General features: G+C 72.2%; 13 protein-coding genes. 4 read left to right on the top strand and 9 right to left on the bottom strand.

The window, feature by feature from the left end:
* Positions 1–85: 85 nt before the first annotated feature.
* On the bottom strand, positions 86–1,294 hold the full coding sequence (locus ACFPZN_RS53210) for an MFS transporter (RefSeq protein ID WP_378292509.1): 1,209 nt from the start codon (positions 1,292–1,294) through the stop codon (positions 86–88).
* A gap of 78 nt (positions 1,295–1,372) precedes the next feature.
* Here ACFPZN_RS53210 and ACFPZN_RS53205 point away from each other — a divergent pair, with 78 nt between their 5' ends.
* A complete protein-coding gene (locus ACFPZN_RS53205; protein WP_378292507.1) occupies positions 1,373–2,374 on the top strand; it encodes a winged helix-turn-helix domain-containing protein in 1,002 nt (333 codons plus the stop codon).
* A 291-nt stretch (positions 2,375–2,665) separates the two neighbouring features.
* On the opposite strand, the gene ACFPZN_RS53200 is transcribed toward ACFPZN_RS53205, so the two are convergent.
* The 8 genes from ACFPZN_RS53200 to metH form a co-directional block, all read right to left on the bottom strand.
* The gene (locus ACFPZN_RS53200) at positions 2,666–3,778 is read right to left on the bottom strand and encodes an ABC transporter ATP-binding protein (protein WP_378292511.1); all 1,113 of its coding nucleotides are present in this window, start codon (positions 3,776–3,778) and stop codon (positions 2,666–2,668) included.
* Positions 3,779–3,891: 113 nt separating this feature from the next.
* On the bottom strand, positions 3,892–4,968 hold the full coding sequence (locus ACFPZN_RS53195) for an ABC transporter ATP-binding protein (RefSeq protein WP_378292504.1): 1,077 nt from the start codon (positions 4,966–4,968) through the stop codon (positions 3,892–3,894).
* Positions 4,968–5,978 carry an ABC transporter permease gene (locus tag ACFPZN_RS53190; RefSeq protein WP_378292502.1) on the bottom strand — a complete coding sequence of 337 codons (1,011 nt, stop codon included), beginning with the start codon at positions 5,976–5,978 and terminating at the stop codon, positions 4,968–4,970. Before ACFPZN_RS53190 ends, ACFPZN_RS53195 begins: the two co-directional genes overlap by 1 nt.
* A gap of 95 nt (positions 5,979–6,073) precedes the next feature.
* Positions 6,074–7,825, bottom strand: coding sequence for an ABC transporter substrate-binding protein (locus ACFPZN_RS53185; protein ID WP_378292500.1), 1,752 nt, complete (start codon positions 7,823–7,825; stop codon positions 6,074–6,076).
* A 39-nt stretch (positions 7,826–7,864) separates the two neighbouring features.
* Positions 7,865–8,863, bottom strand: a complete 999-nt coding sequence (locus ACFPZN_RS53180; protein WP_378292498.1) for an ABC transporter permease — start codon at positions 8,861–8,863, stop codon at positions 7,865–7,867.
* 628 nt (positions 8,864–9,491) lie between these two features.
* On the bottom strand, positions 9,492–9,923 hold the full coding sequence (locus ACFPZN_RS53175; protein WP_378292496.1) for a hypothetical protein: 432 nt from the start codon (positions 9,921–9,923) through the stop codon (positions 9,492–9,494).
* Between the two features lie 197 nt (positions 9,924–10,120).
* Positions 10,121–10,780: an HAD family hydrolase gene (locus tag ACFPZN_RS53170; RefSeq protein WP_378292494.1), complete on the bottom strand. Its 660-nt coding sequence runs from the start codon at positions 10,778–10,780 to the stop codon at positions 10,121–10,123.
* 61 nt (positions 10,781–10,841) lie between these two features.
* Positions 10,842–14,324, bottom strand: a complete 3,483-nt coding sequence (gene metH, locus ACFPZN_RS53165; protein WP_378292492.1) for a methionine synthase — start codon at positions 14,322–14,324, stop codon at positions 10,842–10,844.
* Positions 14,325–14,489: 165 nt separating this feature from the next.
* Here metH and ACFPZN_RS53160 point away from each other — a divergent pair, with 165 nt between their 5' ends.
* The 3 genes from ACFPZN_RS53160 to ACFPZN_RS53150 form a co-directional block, all read left to right on the top strand.
* Entirely contained in the window at positions 14,490–14,951 is a 462-nt protein-coding gene (locus ACFPZN_RS53160) for a universal stress protein (protein WP_378292490.1), read from the top strand.
* A gap of 230 nt (positions 14,952–15,181) precedes the next feature.
* Entirely contained in the window at positions 15,182–16,024 is an 843-nt protein-coding gene (locus tag ACFPZN_RS53155; protein WP_378292488.1) for a PAC2 family protein, read from the top strand.
* A gap of 187 nt (positions 16,025–16,211) precedes the next feature.
* Positions 16,212–17,053: serine/threonine-protein kinase (locus ACFPZN_RS53150; protein ID WP_378292486.1), on the top strand; the 842-nt coding region annotated here is incomplete at its 3' end.

Here is a 17,053-nt window from a genome sequence, read left to right as displayed (position 1 = left end):
TCGCGCGATCCCGATCGCGCGAGGCGTCCGCATCCCGGCCCCCTGACCCGCACCCCCCGGCCGACCGGCCGGGGGGTGCGGGCGTTCAGCGGAGCGGGGTCAGGGGGGCGCGTAGGCACAGGGCCACCGCCACCGTCACGGCGCCGGCCGACGCGATCGCGGCGCCCACCCCGGCCACCTCGGCGACCGCGCCGAACAGCACCGGGCCCAGGCCCTGCAGCGTCATCATGCCGGTCGACAGCAGCCCGAACGCCTGGCCCCGCGCGCTCTCCGGCACCGCGTCCACGAACCGCCGCTGGATCCCCAGCTCATAGGCGTAACCCGTCCCCGTCACCAGCAGCAGCGCCGCGGCCGCCGCGAGCGGGACGTCGGCCGCCAGCGGCAGCAGCGGCAGCCCGAGCAGGACCATCAGCGGCACCACCAGGCGCTCCCGGGTCGCGGCGGCCAGCATCCGCCCGGCGACCACGTTCCCCGCCATCATCCCCACCGGCAGGCACGCCAGCAGGAACGCGCCCGTCCCCTCCCCGTGCCCCCGCACCTGCGCGTAGGGGATCAGGAGGCTCTCGGCGCCCGCCGCGAACGCCACCGGCAGGCACTGCGCCAGCAGCATCACCCGCACCGCCCGGTCCCCCAGAAGCCGCCGGTTCGCCGCCCAGCTCGCCCCCAGCACCGCCCCGCGCCGCTCCCCCGCCGCGGGCGACGGCGGCAGGTCCCCCAGCGTCACCCGGACCAGCACCGCCGCCACCGCGTACACCCCGCACGCCACCAGCAGCGCCCGCTGCGGCCCCAGCGCCGCCACCGCCACCCCGCCGAACGCCAGCCCCAGCAGCTGCGCCACCGACGCCGCGATCATCATCAGCGACCGGCCCAGCACGTACTGCTCGCCCGGCAGCACCTCGGCCGCCACGCGGTACACCGCGCCCGACATCACCGGCGTCACGCACGCCACCACCGCCACCAGCACCAGCGCCGCCGCGACCGGCGGATCCGCCAGCGCCAGCACCGCCGCGACCACCGCCTCCAGCGCGTACACGCCCGCGACCAGCGGCCTGGGGCGCAACCGGTCGGCCAGCGCCCCCAGCAGCGCCCCGCCGACCACCTGCGGCAGGAACCCGATCCCGAACGCCACCGCGGCCAGCATCGGCGACCCGGTCCGCGCGTACACCAGCACCGACAGCGCCACCATCCGCAGCGTGTCCGCCGCGATCGCCAGGGACCGCGTCGCGAACAGCACCCGGAAGCGGGGTTCGGCCAGCACCCGCCGGTAGGTCGCCCGGCCCGGATCCTTCGTCATGGCCCGCAGCATCCGGCACCGGTGGCGACCGCGCCATCGTTACGTCCCACGGCGAAAGGCCGCCTAGGCTCGGCCGGCGTGATCCGTTTCGAGGTCGACACCGAGGACCTGCTGCACAGCCGGTTCGCGCTGTCCCCGCTGTTCGAGCTGAACTGCCTGCTGCGCGCCCTGGACGGCCTGCCCGGTCGGCTGCCGACGGCCTGGTCGGCCCGGCTCCGCCCGGTGTTCGGCGAGCTGCGCGCCGGCACGCCGCTGGAGGCCGTCCTGGCCCTGCACTCCCCCTGGCAGGGCGCCACCTTCGCCTCCCCGCCGCCCCGGCTCGGCCTCGCCCAGACGATCGAGGACGACCTCGACCAGGTCCGCGCCACCCCGTTGGACCTGGCACGCCGGGAGATCGCCCGGTCCCTGGCCCACCGCCCCGCCCCCAGCGCGCGCACCGCCGCCGCCCTCGCCCGCGACGACGTCGTCACCGTCATCGCCGACACCCTCGGCACCGCGTGGCGCGAACTGCTGGCCCCCCGCTGGCCCCAGCTGCGCGCCCTGTGCGAACGCGACGTCCTGCACCGCGCCGGGCGCCTCGGGCAGGGCGGCTGGGAGGCCGCCCTCGACGACCTGCACACCGGCGTCCGCTGGCGCGACCGGGGCATCGAACTGCACGTCCACGACGAGGACACGATCGCCCTCGGCGGCCGCGGCCTGCTGCTCATCCCCTCGGCGTTCCTGGGGCCCCGCGTCGCCGCCCACACCGAGGCGCCCTGGCCGCACGCGCTCCTCTACCCCGCCCGCGGCACCGCCGTCCTCTGGCAGACGCCAGCGCGCACCGCGCCCGGCGCCCTCGCCGACCTCCTGGGCCGCACCCGCGCCCGCGTCCTGCTCGCCCTCGACGAACCCGCCGGCACCACCCAGCTCGCCCGCTCGCTCGACATCGCCGTCGGCGCCGCCGGCGACCACCTGGCCGTGCTGCGCCGCGCCGGGCTCCTGGACCGCGCCCGCTCCGGCCGCACCGTCCTGTACCGCCGCACCCCGCTCGGCGACGCCCTCGCCCGCACCCACACCGACGATCGGCGAGACGGGGGATGATCCGGCGCGGCGCCGCCGCCCGGCGCCGCCGTCCTGGCGCCCGGGGGCGCCCTGATCGTCCAGCGCGAGACCCCCGAAAGGTTCGACGCCGCCCCCTCCGCGTGGGAGCACGACGGCGTCCGCTACCGCATGGGCGAACGCGTCTGGACGCACACCTTCACCTCGCGCCGCCTCGACGACGCCCGCGGCCGGTTCCTCGCCCGCCCCGCCTGACCCCGCGCGCGCCCCCACCGGCGGAAAGGAAGAAGACCGGCACCCGTCGCCGCGGGTGCCGGTCCACCGGACGGCCGGTCAGTCGTCGGCCTTGCCCTTCAGCGGCGGCTGGTCGCCCACGGCGCCCTTGGCCGCCGCCGACTGCGCCGCCACCAGGTCCGTCGCGCTGACCGTGGTGTTCTCCGGGAAATGGCACGCCGCCTGATGCCCCGGGCTCAACTCCACCAGCGGCGGCTCCACCTGCTTGCAGATGTCCTGCGCCTTCCAGCACCGGGTGTGGAACCGGCACGCCGGCGGCGGGTCCAGCGGGCTGGGCACATCGCCCTGCAGCCGGATCCGCTCGCGGTCCTCCCGCTGCGAGGGGTCGGGCACCGGCACCGCCGACAGCAGCGCGTTGGTGTACGGGTGCATCGGCCGCTGGTACAGGTCGTCGCGGTCGGCGATCTCCACGATCTTGCCCAGGTACATCACCGCGACCCGGTCGGAGATGTGCCGCACCACCGACAGGTCGTGCGCGATCACCACGTAGGTCAGGTCCAGCTCGTCCTGCAGGTCCTCCAGCAGGTTCACCACCTGCGCCTGCACCGACACGTCCAGCGCCGACACCGGCTCGTCGGCCACGATCAGCTTGGGCCGCAGCGCCAGCGTCCGCGCGATCCCGATCCGCTGCCGCTGGCCGCCGGAGAACTCGTGCGGGTACCGGTTGTAGTGCTCGGGGTTGAGGCCCACCAGCTCCAGCAGCTCCTGGACGGCCTTCTTCACCCCCTGCTCGGTCTGGATCTTCTGCAGCCGGAACGCCGCGCCGACGATCGACCCGACCGTCTGCCGCGGGTTCAGCGACGAGTACGGATCCTGGAAGATCATCTGCAGGTCGCGGCGCAGCGGCCGCATCCGCTTCTGGGACAGCCGGGTGATGTCCTGCCCCTCGAAGGAGATCGACCCGAAGCTCGGATCCAGCAGCCGCATGATCATGCGGCCGGTGGTGGTCTTGCCGCAGCCCGACTCGCCCACCAGGCCCAGCGTCTCGCCCTTGCGCACCGAGAACGACACCCCGTCCACGGCCTTGACCGCCGCGACCTGGCGGCGCAGCAGCCCGGCCGTCACCGGGAAGTGCTTGCCGAGGCCGTCGACCTCCAGCAGCACCTCCCCGCGGGCGCCGCCCCCGCCGGGCGACTCCTTGGCCAGCGGCACCGCGGACGCGCCGCCCTCCTCCGGATCGTCCTCGGGCCCGGCCGGGTCACGGACCGCGGCCTCCTCGGGGTCCCTGTCGTCGGAAGTGCTCACCATGTCTCCACTGCTCCCCGTCACAGCTTGGGAGCGATCTCGTCGGTCCAGATCCGGCGCCGCCGCTCGGCCGCCAGATGGCAGGCCACGCTGTGCCCCGGCGCGGTCTCCACCAGCTCGGGACGCTCGGTGGTGCTCCTGCCCTCGGTCTGCCCCTCATAGGCGCAGCGCGGATGGAACGCGCACCCCGGCGGCAGGTTGATCAGGCTCGGCGGGGTGCCCTTGATCGGCATCAGCCGCTCCGCCGGCGGCCGGTCCAGCCGCGGCATCGACCCCAGCAGCCCCCAGGTGTAGGGGTGCTCGGGACGGTGGAAGACGTCCTCGACCCCGCCGTACTCCACGCACCGGCCGCCGTACATCACCAGGATGTCGTCCGACAGCTCGGCGACCACCCCGAGATCGTGGGTGATCATGATGATCGCGGAGTTGAACTCCTGCTGCAGGTCCCGGATCAGATCCAGGATCTGCGCCTGCACGGTCACGTCCAGCGCCGTGGTGGGCTCGTCGGCGATCAGCAGCTCGGGGTCGCACGACAGCGCCATCGCGATCATCGCGCGCTGCCGCATCCCGCCGGAGAACTGGTGCGGGTAGTCGTCCACCCGCCGGTCCGGCCTGGGGATCCCCACCCGACCCAGCATGTCCACGGCGTGCTTGCGCGCCACCTGCTTGGACACCTTGTTGTGGACCCGGTACGCCTCGATGATCTGCTGGCCCACCGTGTAGAACGGGTGCATCGACGACAGCGGATCCTGGAAGATCATCGCCATGTGCCGGCCGCGCAGCCGCCGCACCCGGTCGGGCGTGGCGCCCACCAGCTCCTCGCCGTTGAGCCAGATCTCGCCCGACACCCGCGCGTTGCGGCGGTTGTGCAGGCCCAGGATGCCCAGGCTCGTCACGCTCTTGCCCGAACCGGACTCGCCCACGATGCCCAGCGTGCGGCCCCGGTCCAGCCGGAACGACAGCCCGTCCACCGACTTGACCAGCCCGTCGTCGGTCGGGAAATGGATGCGCAGGTCCCGCACGTCCAGGAAGGACCTGGGGTCCTCCCCCGCGTCTCCGGTGTGCACCGCGCCTCCCGTCTGCTCCTCCACCGCCATCAGCTGTGCCTCACCCTCGGGTCCACGATCCCGTAGAGGATGTCGACGACCAGGTTGGCCAGGACGATGAACAGCGCCGCGACCGTCACCACGCCCAGCACCACCGGCAGGTCGCTGCCGATCACCCCGTCCAGCGCCAGCCGGCCCAGCCCCGCCAGCGAGAAGGTCCGCTCGGTCAGCACCGCGCCGCCCAGCAGCAGCCCGATGTCCAGCCCGAACAGCGTCAGCAGCGGCGTCAGGCTGGCCCGCAGCGCATGCCTGCTGATCACCGTGCTCTCCGGCAGGCCCTTGGCCCGGGCCGTGCGGATGTAGTCCTCGTTCAGCGTCTCGAGCATCCCCGCCCTGGTCATCCGCGCGTACATCGCCGCGTACAGGAATGCCAGCGTCACCCAGGGCAAGATGAGATTACCCGCCCACGCGAACGGGTTGTCCAGGAAACCGGTGTATCTGACCGGTGGCAGCAGCCCCCACTCGTGCACCACGAACGTCAACGACAGCAGCCCGGTGAAGAAGATGGGCAGCGACACGCCGGCCAGCGCCACCAGCATCGCCGCGCGGTCGAAGAACGACCCGCGGCGCAGCGCCGACAGCACGCCGATCGAGATCCCGATCACCAGCCAGATCACCGCCGCGCCCACCACCAGCGACAGCGTCACCGGGAGCCGGTCGACCAGCTGGTCGGTGACGTTGGTGTTGGTGCGGAAGGAGTACCCGAAGCACGGCGCCGGGCAGTCGATCTTGGTGGTGCCGGTGTCGTAGGTGTCGCCGGCCACCACGCCCTTGACGAACCGCCCGTACTGGACCGCGATCGGGTCGTCGAACCCGAACCGCTCCTTGACGGCCTGGACGGTCTCGGGCGTGGGCGCCTTCCCCGCGAACCGGGAGGCGAGATCATCGCTGGTGGTACCGGCCACGCGGGGCAGCAGAAAGAAGATCGAGAAGGTCACCGCGCTGATGACCAGCATCAGGGCGACCGCGCCCACCAGCCGGCGAACGATATATGCGATCACGGTCTGCGGCGATGGGCGGCCGCCCGGGGTGTCGCCCCGGGAGGCCGCCCGCTGCCTTCACCTGCTTTCGTTCAGCGAGTCGACCAGGGCGCGCTCTAGCCGCTCAGTCCCAGGGTCGAGTAGTTGTACATCCCGAAGCCCTCGTGGAAGAACACGTTGGTCAGCGTGGAGGGCCGGAAGAGCAGGGACTTGGCGTACACGTTCGGGAGGGCCAGGGCCTGCTCGCGGAACTTGTCGTCGATCTGGTTGTAGACCTGGGCGCGCTGCGCCGGGTCCTGGACCTTCACCACGTCGTTCCACTGCTTGTTGATCTGCGCGTCGTCCCACTCCGAGGGGTTGGCGTTGCCGGAGTCGACGATCGCCTTCCCGTCGGTCAGCGCCTGCAGGTAGCCGTAGCCGGTCGGCCAGTCGGCGTGCCAGCCGTAGGTGCCCAGGCCGATCTTCTCCTTGGCGACGAACGACGGGGAACCGAACTGGTCGTTGGTGTAGGTGTTGGCCGGGTAGCCCTGCAGGGTCAGCTTGATGCCGACGCGGGCCAGCGACGCCTGCATCGCCTCGGCGACGGCCTTCTCCTTGAGGCGGTCACTGCGGTAGACCATCTTGGTCTCGAAGCCGTTGGGCTGCCCGCACTTGGTCAGGGCCTCCTTGGCCTTGGCCACGTCGCCGGTGTAGCCGACCTGCGCCTTGGTGTAGTGGTCGTTGCCCTTCTGGCGGCCCTCGATGTTCGGAGGCATGATCGAGGTCGCCAGCTCGCCGCCGACGTCGCCGCCGTAGGCGCGCCACAGCGCGTCACGGTTGGTCGCCCACACGATCGCGCGGCGGCAGTCGATGTTGGGGATCTGCTTGATGTTGATCGGGAGGTACCAGGTGAAGCCGCCGGGAGGGTTGTCGGCGTTGTTGCGGTGGTCGGCACTCGACAGCAGCGTCTTGCGGCCGTTGTCGGCCACACCGGTGCCCGGCAGGTCCACGTGGATCTGGCCGGCCAGCAGCTGGTTGTCCAGCTCGTCCTGGTTCATTCCCGCGATCAGCTGGATCTGGTCGGGCAGCTGCTTGCGGTTGGGGTCGGTCGACTGGTCCCACTGGTCGTTGCGGACCAGCGTGCCGCCCTTGCCGGGCTGGTAGTCGGCCTGCCACTTGTAGGGGCCCGAGGAGAACGGGTGCAGGCCGTAACGCTCGCCCTGGTCCTTGGCCTGCGGCACCGGCGCGGTCTGCCCGCTGAAGGTCACCAGCTCGTTGAACTCGGCGAACGGGTCCTTCAGGTGGAACACCAGGGTGTAGTCGTCGGGGGTCGACACGCCCTTGAAGTTGTCGAGGTTCTTGTCCTTGTAGGGACCCTTGTACCCGTCGGCGTCCAGCAGCTGGGAGAAGTAGCTGGGGCCGTTGCGCAGCACGCCGCGGTCGAAGGTGCGGGCGACGGCGTACTTGACGTCCTTGGCCCGGATCTCCGAACCGTCCTCGTACTTCAGCCCGCGCCGCAGCTTGTAGGTCCACTCGGTCTTCTCGGCGTTGGGCGTGCCGAGCGCCTCGGCGACGTCCGGCACCGGCTTGAAGCCCTCGGGGCCCGGCTTGGCCGGGTAGGTGAGCAGCATCCGGGAGTACAGCCGGGTGAAGTTGTTGGCCCAGGCGTAGTACATGTTGCCCGGGTCGGTGGAGTCGATGTCCGAGCTGGTCGCCATCTTCAGCGTCCCGCCCCGCTTGTCCGAGGCGTTGTGGACCTTGCCGATGGCGGCGTTGCTGACCTTGGTGCCGCTACCCTGGTCGTCGTCACCGCCGCCGCAGGCGGACAGTCCCAGACTCAGCGCGACGGCACCGGCCGCCGCGGCGGTCAGAACCTTGGGCCTTTTCATGAGTTCCCTTTCACTAATGACGTTCGGTCCCCGCGAGGGTCAGCGGGTCCGAGGGTCGAGAGCGTCACGCAGCCCGTCACCGAAGATGTTGAACGCCATGACGGTGACGAAGATCGCGAGGCCGGGGATGACCACGAAGTAGGGCGCGACCTGGTAGGTCTGGATCGCCGTGGTCAGCATCCCGCCCCAGGACGGCGTGGGCGGCTCGATCCCGACGCCCAGGAACGACAGTGCCGCCTCGAACAGGATGTTCGTCGGGATCATCAGCGTGGCGTACACCAGGATCGGCGCCACCAGGTTCGGCAGGATCTCGCGGACGATGATGTACGGGCCGCGCGCGCCCATGCTGCGGGCGGCGTCGACGAACTCGCGCTCGCGCAGCGAAAGGGTCTGGCCGCGGACGATCCGGCCGATGTAGGGCCAGCCGAAGAAGCCGATGACGAACACCAGCACCCCGATCCGCAGCCCGTTGCCGGTCAGCCCGAGCATCGAGTCGGGGATGACCCCGACCACGGCGATGGAGAACAGCAGCAGCGGGAACGCCAGGAACACGTCCATCAGCCGGGCGATCACGGAGTCGACCCAGCCGCCGAAGTAGCCGGCCACCACGCCCGCCGCGGTGCCGATGACCGCCGCCACCACCGTGGCCAGGAACCCGACCAGCAGCGACACCCGCGCGCCGTAGACGATCCGGCTGAACAGGTCGCGGCCGGTGTTGGGCTCGAGGCCGAACAGGAACTCGCCGCTCATCCCGCCCATCGGCTCGTTGGGAGCGCCGAAGGTCGGGTCCAGCAGCTCCTGGTGGTACTCGTTGGGCGGGTGCCCGAGAAGCTTGACGATCAGCGGGGCGAACACGGCCATCAGGATCAGCACGATGATCAGGATCCCGCCGATCATCGCGACCTTGTCGCGGCGCAGCCGCATCCAGGCGATCTGACCGAGCGAACGTCCCTGGATGGCCTTGCCGCCGACGCCCTTGAGCACGGCCTCGGGCTGGGCCTCCTTGTCCGACCCGGACACCTCGATCGGTGCGGTCACGCTCCGTACCTCCTACCCCTCGGCCACGCCACAACCGGCCCAACCCGGCGCGGCGGCGGAGATCGTCCACCGTCCGCGCCCGTTACGCCGCGTTTGCTGGAGGGAAACCTAGTCCTTCGGGGACGACTGTCCATCCGTGAAGCGGGCTGTGCCAGTACCCGTATCTGACTTGTGATCTCGTCGTCATCTCGGGCACATGCGATCCGCACAATGCACAGGCAAAGCGCCCGAATAGTACGCACCGCAACCGAGTGCGGCGCAACGGCGAACCGGTCTAGACCGGGAAGCTTTACCGGACTGAGTCCGATTCGATACCGATCGTGCGCAGGTCAGCGGGCTGCCGCGGCAAAACCACGGGCCGGGGAGGCCACCGGTGAACGGTGTGCCTCCCCGGCCCGATGTGACGTATGTGGCAAAGGACGACCGGGATCGTGCGCGGGGCCGCGGGTGCCGGGGCCGCCCGCCGCAGGCGGCGTGACAGGCGACCCTTACTGAGCACCTGACAGAGCGCGGGCGGCAGGGCGCGGGCGATACGGCGCGGGCGGTACGGCGCCGGCCCGGGCCCGGGTTTCCGGCCCGGGCCCGGGCTCCGGCTCTGGCTCGCTCTGTCTCTCGGCGGGAGGGGCGGCTACTTGATGCCGCGGTTGCGGAGGATCTCCTCGATCTCCGCCATCTCCGGGTCGGCCGCCGGGCCCGCGGCCTGAATCGGCTTGGTGGCCTTGGGCGCCCGCTTCCCGGCCGCCTTGGGCTCCTCCCGGCCGCCCGCGGCCGGCTTGCCCGGCGCCGCGCCGGCGCGGCGGGCGAGCATGACCCCCGAGGTCAGGTACAGCAGGACGGCCACGCCCGCGATGGCGGCGCCCGCCCACTTCGTCGCGCTGAAGGTCGCCAGGTCGACGAAGAACGCCGTCACGCCCGTCATGGTCGCCGCCACCGGCACCAGCGACCAGGCGGCCCCGCGCATGCCCGAGGCCAGGCCGCGGCGCCGGTAGACGCCCCAGCTGATGACCAGCCCGAGCAGCGTGATCCCCAGGCTGATGGCGAAAATGGTCGCGTCGGTCATGCCGGCCCCTCACTCTCCCGCGGTCGTGCTCCCTCCATCGTCACACGCCCCGGCGGGTTCCCGCTCCTCCCGGCGGACGGTTTCCCGCACCGCCGGCCTCATCCTTCCGCGTGATCCGTCCCCTAGGGACCGCCCGCTCAGGTATCAGGGCCCCGGGTGCCGGCCCGGCCCCCGGGGGTCGCAGTCGCGGGGGCCGGTCAGGGGACCAGGGCGCGGAGCCTGGAGAGGTCAATCTCGTGCAACGATTCGACGACGGTCCGGCCCGGCGCGGCGGGGATCGGCAGCACGCACGGCACCGCCACCGTCACGCAGCCCGCCGCCTCCGCGGCCGCCACCCCGTTCGGCGAGTCCTCCAGCACCACGCAGCGGCCCGGCTCCAGGCCCAGCCGCGACGCCGCCGTCAGGTACGGCTCGGGGTCGGGCTTGGTCCTGGACACCTCGTCGCCCGCGACGCTCAGGACGAAGTGCTCGCGGCCCACCGCGTCCAGGACCGGCTCGATCAGCCGCCGGTGGCTGGAGGACACCAGCGCCGCGGGCACCCCCGCCGCGCGGATCTCGGCCAGCAGTTCCTTGGCGCCCGGCATCATCGGCACGGCGGCCTCCAGCTGCTCCACCATGCCGTCCAGCATCCGGCGCCCCACCTCCTCGGGTGAGGCGTCGGCGCCGGTGAGGCCGAGCATGTACTCCGCCGCGCGGTCCAGGGAGCCGCCGACCAGGTGCTCCTGCTGCTCGGGGCCCCACGGGCCGCCCAGCCACGCCATGACCTCGGTCTCGACCTCCAGCCACAGCCGCTCGGAATCGATCAGCAGGCCGTCCATGTCGAACAGCACGGCCCCCAGGCCGCCGTCGCCCTTCACACGCTTCCCCAGTGTCGTTCGGATGGATCGCCGCGCTCCGCGGCGCGGGTGCCGGCGTACCTCAGGTGTTGAAGTACTTGGCCTCGGGGTGGTGGACGACCAGGGCGTCGGCCGACTGCTCGGGGACCAGCTGCAGCTCCTCCGACAGGCTCACCCCCACCCGCTCGGGGTCCAGCAGCCGCACCAGCTTGGCGCGGTCCTCCAGGTCGGGGCAGGCCGCGTAGCCGAAGGAGAACCGGGCGCCGCGGTAGCCGAGCTTGAAGAAGTCCTCCACCTCGGCGGAGTCCTCGCCGCCGAATCCCAGCTCCGAGCGGATCCGGGTGTGCCAGTACTCCATCAGCGCCTCGGTCAGCTGCACCGACAGGCCGTGCAGCTCCAGGTAGTCGCGGTAGGCGTTCTTGGCGAACAGCTCCCCGGTCGCCTGGCTGATCTTCGAGCCGACGGTGACCAGCTGGAACGCCGCCACGTCCACCTCGCCGGACTCGCGCGGGCGGAAGAAGTCGGCCAGGCACAGGTGCCGGTCGCGGCGCTGCCGGGGGAAGGTGAACCGCTCCCGCTCCGACCCGTCGTCGTTGAGCAGCACCAGGTCGTCGCCCTCGCTGACGGCCGGGTAGTAGCCGTACACCACGGCGGCCTCGATCAGCCCCTCGGTCTGCACCCGGTCCAGCCACATCCGCAGCCGCGGGCGGCCCTCGGTCTCCACCAGCTCCTCGTAGGAGGGGCCGTCGCCGCCGCGGGCGGGCTTGAGGCCCCACTGGCCCATGAACGTCGCGCGCTCGTCCAGGAACGACGCGTAGTCGTTCAGCGGGATGCCCTTGACGATCCGGTCGCCGAAGAACGGCGGCTCGGGCAGCCGGTTGTCGACGGCCACGTCCGACCGGGCCGGCATGTCCTGCGGCTCGGTCACCTCGAACCGGGCGCCGCGCCGCTTGACCCGGCGCTCGCGCAGCGGCGGCAGCTCCGCGCCCGCCACGCCGCGCTTGACGGCCATGAACGCGTCCATCAGCCGCAGCCCCTCGAACGCGTCGCGGGCGTAGCGGACCTCGCCGTCGAACAGCTCGGCCAGGTCCTGCTCGACGTAGGCGCGGGTGAGGGCGGCGCCGCCCAGCAGCACCGGCCACCGCTCCGACATGCCCCGGGAGTTGAGCTCCTCCAGGTTCTCCTTCATGATCACGGTGGACTTCACCAGCAGCCCGGACATGCCGATCACGTCGGCCTGCTTGTCGCGGGCGGCCTCCAGGATCGCCGACATCGGCTGCTTGATGCCGAGGTTGACGACCTCGTAGCCGTTGTTGGACAGGATGATGTCGACCAGGTTCTTGCCGATGTCGTGGACGTCGCCCTTGACGGTGGCCAGCACGATGCGGCCCTTGCCGCCGTCGTCGTCGGACTTCTCCATGTGGGGCTCGAGGTAGGCCACGGCGGTCTTCATGACCTCGGCCGACTGCAGCACGAACGGCAGCTGCATCTGCCCGGACCCGAACAGCTCGCCGACCGTCTTCATGCCGTCCAGCAGCACGTCGTTGACGATCTCCAGGGCGGGCCGCTGGGCCAGGGCCTCGTCCAGGTCGGCGTTGAGGCCGTCCAGCTCGCCGTCGACGATGCGGCGCTTGAGCCGCTCCCACAGCGGCAGCCCCAGCAGCTCGGCGGCCCGGTCGGCCTTCATCGCCGCGGTGTCGACGCCCTCGAACAGCTCCATGAACCGGTGCAGCGGATCGTAGCCCTCGGTGCGGCGGTCGTAGACCAGGTCCAGGGCGACCTTGCGCTGTTCCTCGGGGATCCGCGCCATCGGCAGGATCTTGGAGGCGTGCGCGATCGCCGAGTCCAGCCCGGCGTCGGCGCACTCGTTGAGGAACACCGAGTTCAGCACGATCCGCGCGGCCGGGTTGAGGCCGAAGGAGACGTTGGACAGCCCCAGCGTGGTCTGCACGTTGGGGTGGAGGCGCTTGAGCTCGCGGATCGCCTCGATGGTCTCCACCGCGTCCCGGCGCGACTCCTCCTGGCCGGTGCCGATGGTGAAGGTGAGGCAGTCGACGATGATGTCCTCGACCCGCATCCCCCAGTTGCCGGTCAGCTCCCCGACCATCCGGTCGGCGACCCGCACCTTCCAGTCGGCGGTGCGCGCCTGCCCCTCCTCGTCGATGCACATCACCACGATCGCGGCGCCGTGCTCGCGGACGATCGGCATCAGCCGGCGCAGCTTGGAGTCCTCGCCGTCGCCGTCCTCGAAGCTGACGGAGTTGACCACGGCGCGGCCGCCGAGCATCTCCAGCCCGGCCTCGACCACCGGGGTCTCGGTGGAGTCCAGCACGATCGGCAGCGTGGCGGCGGTGGCGAACCGGAACGCCAGCTCCTTCATGTCGGCCACGCCGTCGCGGCCGACGTAGTCGACGCACAGGTCGATCATGTGCGCGCCGTCCCGGGCCTGGTCCCGGGCGATCTTGACGCAGTCGTCCCAGCGCCGCTCCAGCATCGCCTCGCGGAAGGCCTTGGAGCCGTTGGCGTTGGTGCGCTCGCCGATGGCCAGGTAGGAGGTGTCCTGCCGGAACGGGACGTGCTGGTAGAGGGAGGCGGCGCCGTTCTCGGGACGGGGCCGGCGCTCGGCCGGCTCCCGGCCGCGGACCCGCTCCACCACCTGGCGCAGGTGCTCGGGGGTGGTGCCGCAGCAGCCGCCCACCAGCGACAGCCCGAAGTCCCGGGTGAAGGTGTCGTGGGCGTCGGCCAGCTCGCCGGGCGTCAGCGGGTAGTGGGCGCCGTCGGAGGTCAGCTCGGGCAGGCCCGCGTTGGGCATGCACGACAGCCCGATCCGGGCGTGCCGGGCCAGGTAGCGCAGGTGCTCGCTCATCTCGGCCGGGCCGGTGGCGCAGTTGAGGCCGATCAGGTCGAGGTCGAGCGGCTCCAGCGCGGTGAGCGCGGCGCCGATCTCCGAGCCCATCAGCATCGCGCCGTTCTGCTCGATGGTGACCTGGCCGATCAGGACCGTGCCGGCGCCGGCGGCGGCGATGGCGCGCTTGGCGCCGATCAGCGCGGCCTTGGCCTGCAGCAGGTCCTGGCAGGTCTCCACCAGGATGGCCTGGACGCCGCCGGCGATGAGGCCCTCGGCGTTCTGCTGGTAGGCGTCGCGCAGCACGGCGAACGGCACGTGCCCCAGCGTGGGCAGCTTGGTGCCGGGGCCGACCGAGCCGATCACCCAGCGCGGCCGGTCGGGGGTGGAGTAGGAGTCGGCGACCTCGCGGGCCAGCCGGGCCCCGGCCTCGGCCAGCTCGAAGATCCGTTCGGTGATGTCGTACTCGCCCAGGTTGCCGAGATTGGCGCCGAAGGTGTTGGTCTCCACGCAGTCGACGCCCGCGTCGAAGTAGGCCGCGTGGACACCGCGGACGATGTCGGGCCTGGTGACGTTGAGGATCTCGTTGCAGCCCTCGTGCCCCTGGAAGTCGTCCAGGGTCGGGCCAGCGTCCTGGAGCATCGTCCCCATGCCCCCGTCGGCCACGACGACGCGTTGCTTGAGGGCCTGACGCAGTGACTGCGATGTGGGAGTGCTCATGGTGCCCAAGCCTAACCGGGCGGGCCCGCCGGGAGGGCGCCGCCGGCGGGGACGGGCAGAGGCGCCCGTCACATCCGCACCTCCGCTGCGCGCATGTCCCGTGACGGATGGGTCATCGGGAGGATAGCGTGCCTCCCTGCAACCTACTCCCCGGTAAGGAGCGGCATGAGCGCGTACCGCACCATCCTCGTCGGCACCGACGGCTCGGACTCCTCGTTCCGCGCGGTCGACCGGGCCGCCCAGCTGGCCGCCGCCACCGGCGCCACGCTGCTGCTCGCCTCCGCCTACAGCCCGATGCCCGAGCGGGAGCGGCAGAACGCCGCCGACCGCCTGGGCGACCTGGCCTACAAGGTCCAGGGGTCCACGCCCGCCGACGACGCGCTGCGCGCCGCCCGCGAACGCGCCGTGGCCGCCGGCGCCAAGGACATCGAGCACCAGGCCCTGGAGGGCGACGCCGTCGACGTGATCAGCAAACTGGCCAAGGACCGCGACGCCGACCTGGTGGTCGTCGGCAACCGCGGCCTCAACAGCCTGGCCGGGCGGATCCTCGGCTCGGTCCCGGCCAACCTCTCGCACCGCTCGCCCTGCGACGTGCTCATCGTGCACACCACCGACGGAAAGAAGTGATCGCGCCACCCGCGGCCCCCGCCCCTGCGATCATGGGGCCGCGCGGCGAGACCCAATCGTGACCGCCCCGTCCGCCGCCCCGGCCCCGCCGAGGTCTGGGCGGCGGAACGGTGGGGTAGGTCCCCCCACGGGACGTAGGCTGGCAGCCGCCGATCATGCCCCGGGACCCCGACCCCGGGAATGACGGCCCTCGCGGTGACGCTGTACCCGACGTCGGAAGGAGGCAGCGCGTGGTCGAGCTCGAAAGCGTGCCGGAACTCGTCGATCCGGTGCTCGTGGCCGCCTTTGAGGGGTGGAACGACGCCGGGGAGGCCGCCAGCGGGGTCATCCAGCATCTGGAGTCGACCTGGGACGCGGTTCCCATCGCCGAACTCGACCCGGACGACTACTACGACTTCCAGGTCACCCGCCCTTTGATCGAGATGCGCGACGGCGAGAGCCGCGGCATCACCTGGCCCACCACCCGGGTGTCCTGGGCCCGGCTCCCCTCCGGCCGCGACATCGTGCTGCTGCACGGCATCGAGCCCAACATGCGGTGGCGCTCGTTCTGCCGCGAGCTGGTCGGCCTGATGCTGCGGCTGAACGTGCAGAACGTCGTGCTGCTGGGCGCGCTGCTGGCCGACGCCCCGCACACCCGGCCCGTCCCGGTCACCGGCGCCGCCTCCGAGGCCGGGCTGGTCACCACCCTGCACCTGGAGCCGACCCGCTACGAGGGGCCCACCGGTATCCTGGGCGTCCTGCAGGACGCCTGCGCCAAGGCCGATCTGAGCACGGTGTCGCTGTGGGCGGCCGTGCCGCACTACGTCGCCCAGCCCCCCTCCCCCAAGGCCACCCTGGCGCTGCTGCGCCGCGTGGAGGACCTCCTCGACGTCACCGTCCCGCTGGGCGAGCTGCCCGAGGAGGCGCGCGCCTGGGAGAACGGCGTGAACGAGCTGGCCGAGGAGGACTCCGAGGTCGCCGAGTACGTGCGCACGCTGGAGGAGCAGAAGGACGCCACCGAGCTGCCCGAGGCCAGCGGCGACGCGATCGCCCGCGAGTTCGAGCGCTACCTGCGGCGCCGCGACGCCGGCTGAGCCCCCGGCCCCCGGCCCCCTCCCTCTCCGATTCCTGATCCGCCCCCGGTCCCCGTCGGGACCGGGGGCGGCGCGGTCTCCGCGCCGCCGTCGTTCCCGGGTGAACGGTGTGGAGTCTGCTGTAAGGGTGCGCGATTGATGGCATTATGCGACGGGTCCAATACGTCCGGACCGAAAAGGAGAGCCCGTGCCGGAAGACCGGCCCGACGCCCAGCCGCTGCAGGCGCAGGACCCCCGGCGCCTGGGCGCGTACGAGCTGGTCGGCCGGCTCGGCTCCGGCGGCCAGGGCACCGTCTTCCTCGGCACCGGGCCCGGCGGCGAGCGGGTCGCGGTCAAGCTGCTGCACGTGCGGTTCGACGACGACGACACCGCGCGGGCCCGGTTCGTCCGGGAGACCGCCGTGGCCCGCCAGGTCGCCCGCTTCTGCACCGCGCAGGTGCTGGACGCCGACGCGGCCGGCGACAACCCCTACCTGGTCAGCGAGTACGTCCCCGGCCCCTCCCTCGCCCGGCAGGTGACCCGGGAGGGCCCCATCACCGGCGGCGCGCTGGAGCGGCTGGCGGTCAACACCGCCAGCGCGCTGGCCGCCATCCACCGCGCCGGGATCGTCCACCGCGACCTCAAGCCGCACAACGTGCTGCTGGGCCCCGACGGCCCCCGCGTCATCGACTTCGGGCTCTCCCGGGTGCTGGACGCCGCCAGCGCGACCAGCAGCAGGCCCGTCGGCACCCCCGCCTACATGGCGCCCGAGCAGGTCACCGGCGAGGACGTCGGCGCCCCCGCCGACGTGTTCGCCTGGGGCGCCACCATGACCTTCGCCGCCACCGGGCACCCACCGTTCGGCTCCGACTCCATCACCGCCGTCATCTACCGCGTCCTGCACCACGAGCCCGACCTCGGCGGCCTGGACGGCGACCTGCGCGCCCTGGTCGCCGCCGCGCTGGACAAGGACCCCGCCAGGCGGCCCACCGCCGCCCAGGTGCTGCTGCGCCTGGTCGGGCACGACGAGGCGTTCGCGCCCTCCCCCGC

It is taken from the genome of Actinomadura rugatobispora (genome assembly GCF_042656285.1).
Lineage (GTDB): Bacteria > Actinomycetota > Actinomycetes > Streptosporangiales > Streptosporangiaceae > Spirillospora > Spirillospora rugatobispora.
Note: the sequence above shows the minus strand (reverse complement) of the source record. Positions and strands in the feature narration are given on the sequence as shown.

Coding starts and splice junctions, on each gene's coding strand:
- ACFPZN_RS53210 (WP_378292509.1), bottom strand. CDS start 1,294: ATGACGAAGGATCCGGGCCGGGCGACCTACCGGCGGGTGCTGGCCGAA.
- ACFPZN_RS53195 (WP_378292504.1), bottom strand. CDS start 4,968: ATGGCGGTGGAGGAGCAGACGGGAGGCGCGGTGCACACCGGAGACGCG.
- ACFPZN_RS53185 (WP_378292500.1), bottom strand. CDS start 7,825: ATGAAAAGGCCCAAGGTTCTGACCGCCGCGGCGGCCGGTGCCGTCGCG.
- ACFPZN_RS53175 (WP_378292496.1), bottom strand. CDS start 9,923: ATGACCGACGCGACCATTTTCGCCATCAGCCTGGGGATCACGCTGCTC.
- metH (WP_378292492.1), bottom strand. CDS start 14,324: ATGAGCACTCCCACATCGCAGTCACTGCGTCAGGCCCTCAAGCAACGC.
- ACFPZN_RS53160 (WP_378292490.1), top strand. CDS start 14,490: ATGAGCGCGTACCGCACCATCCTCGTCGGCACCGACGGCTCGGACTCC.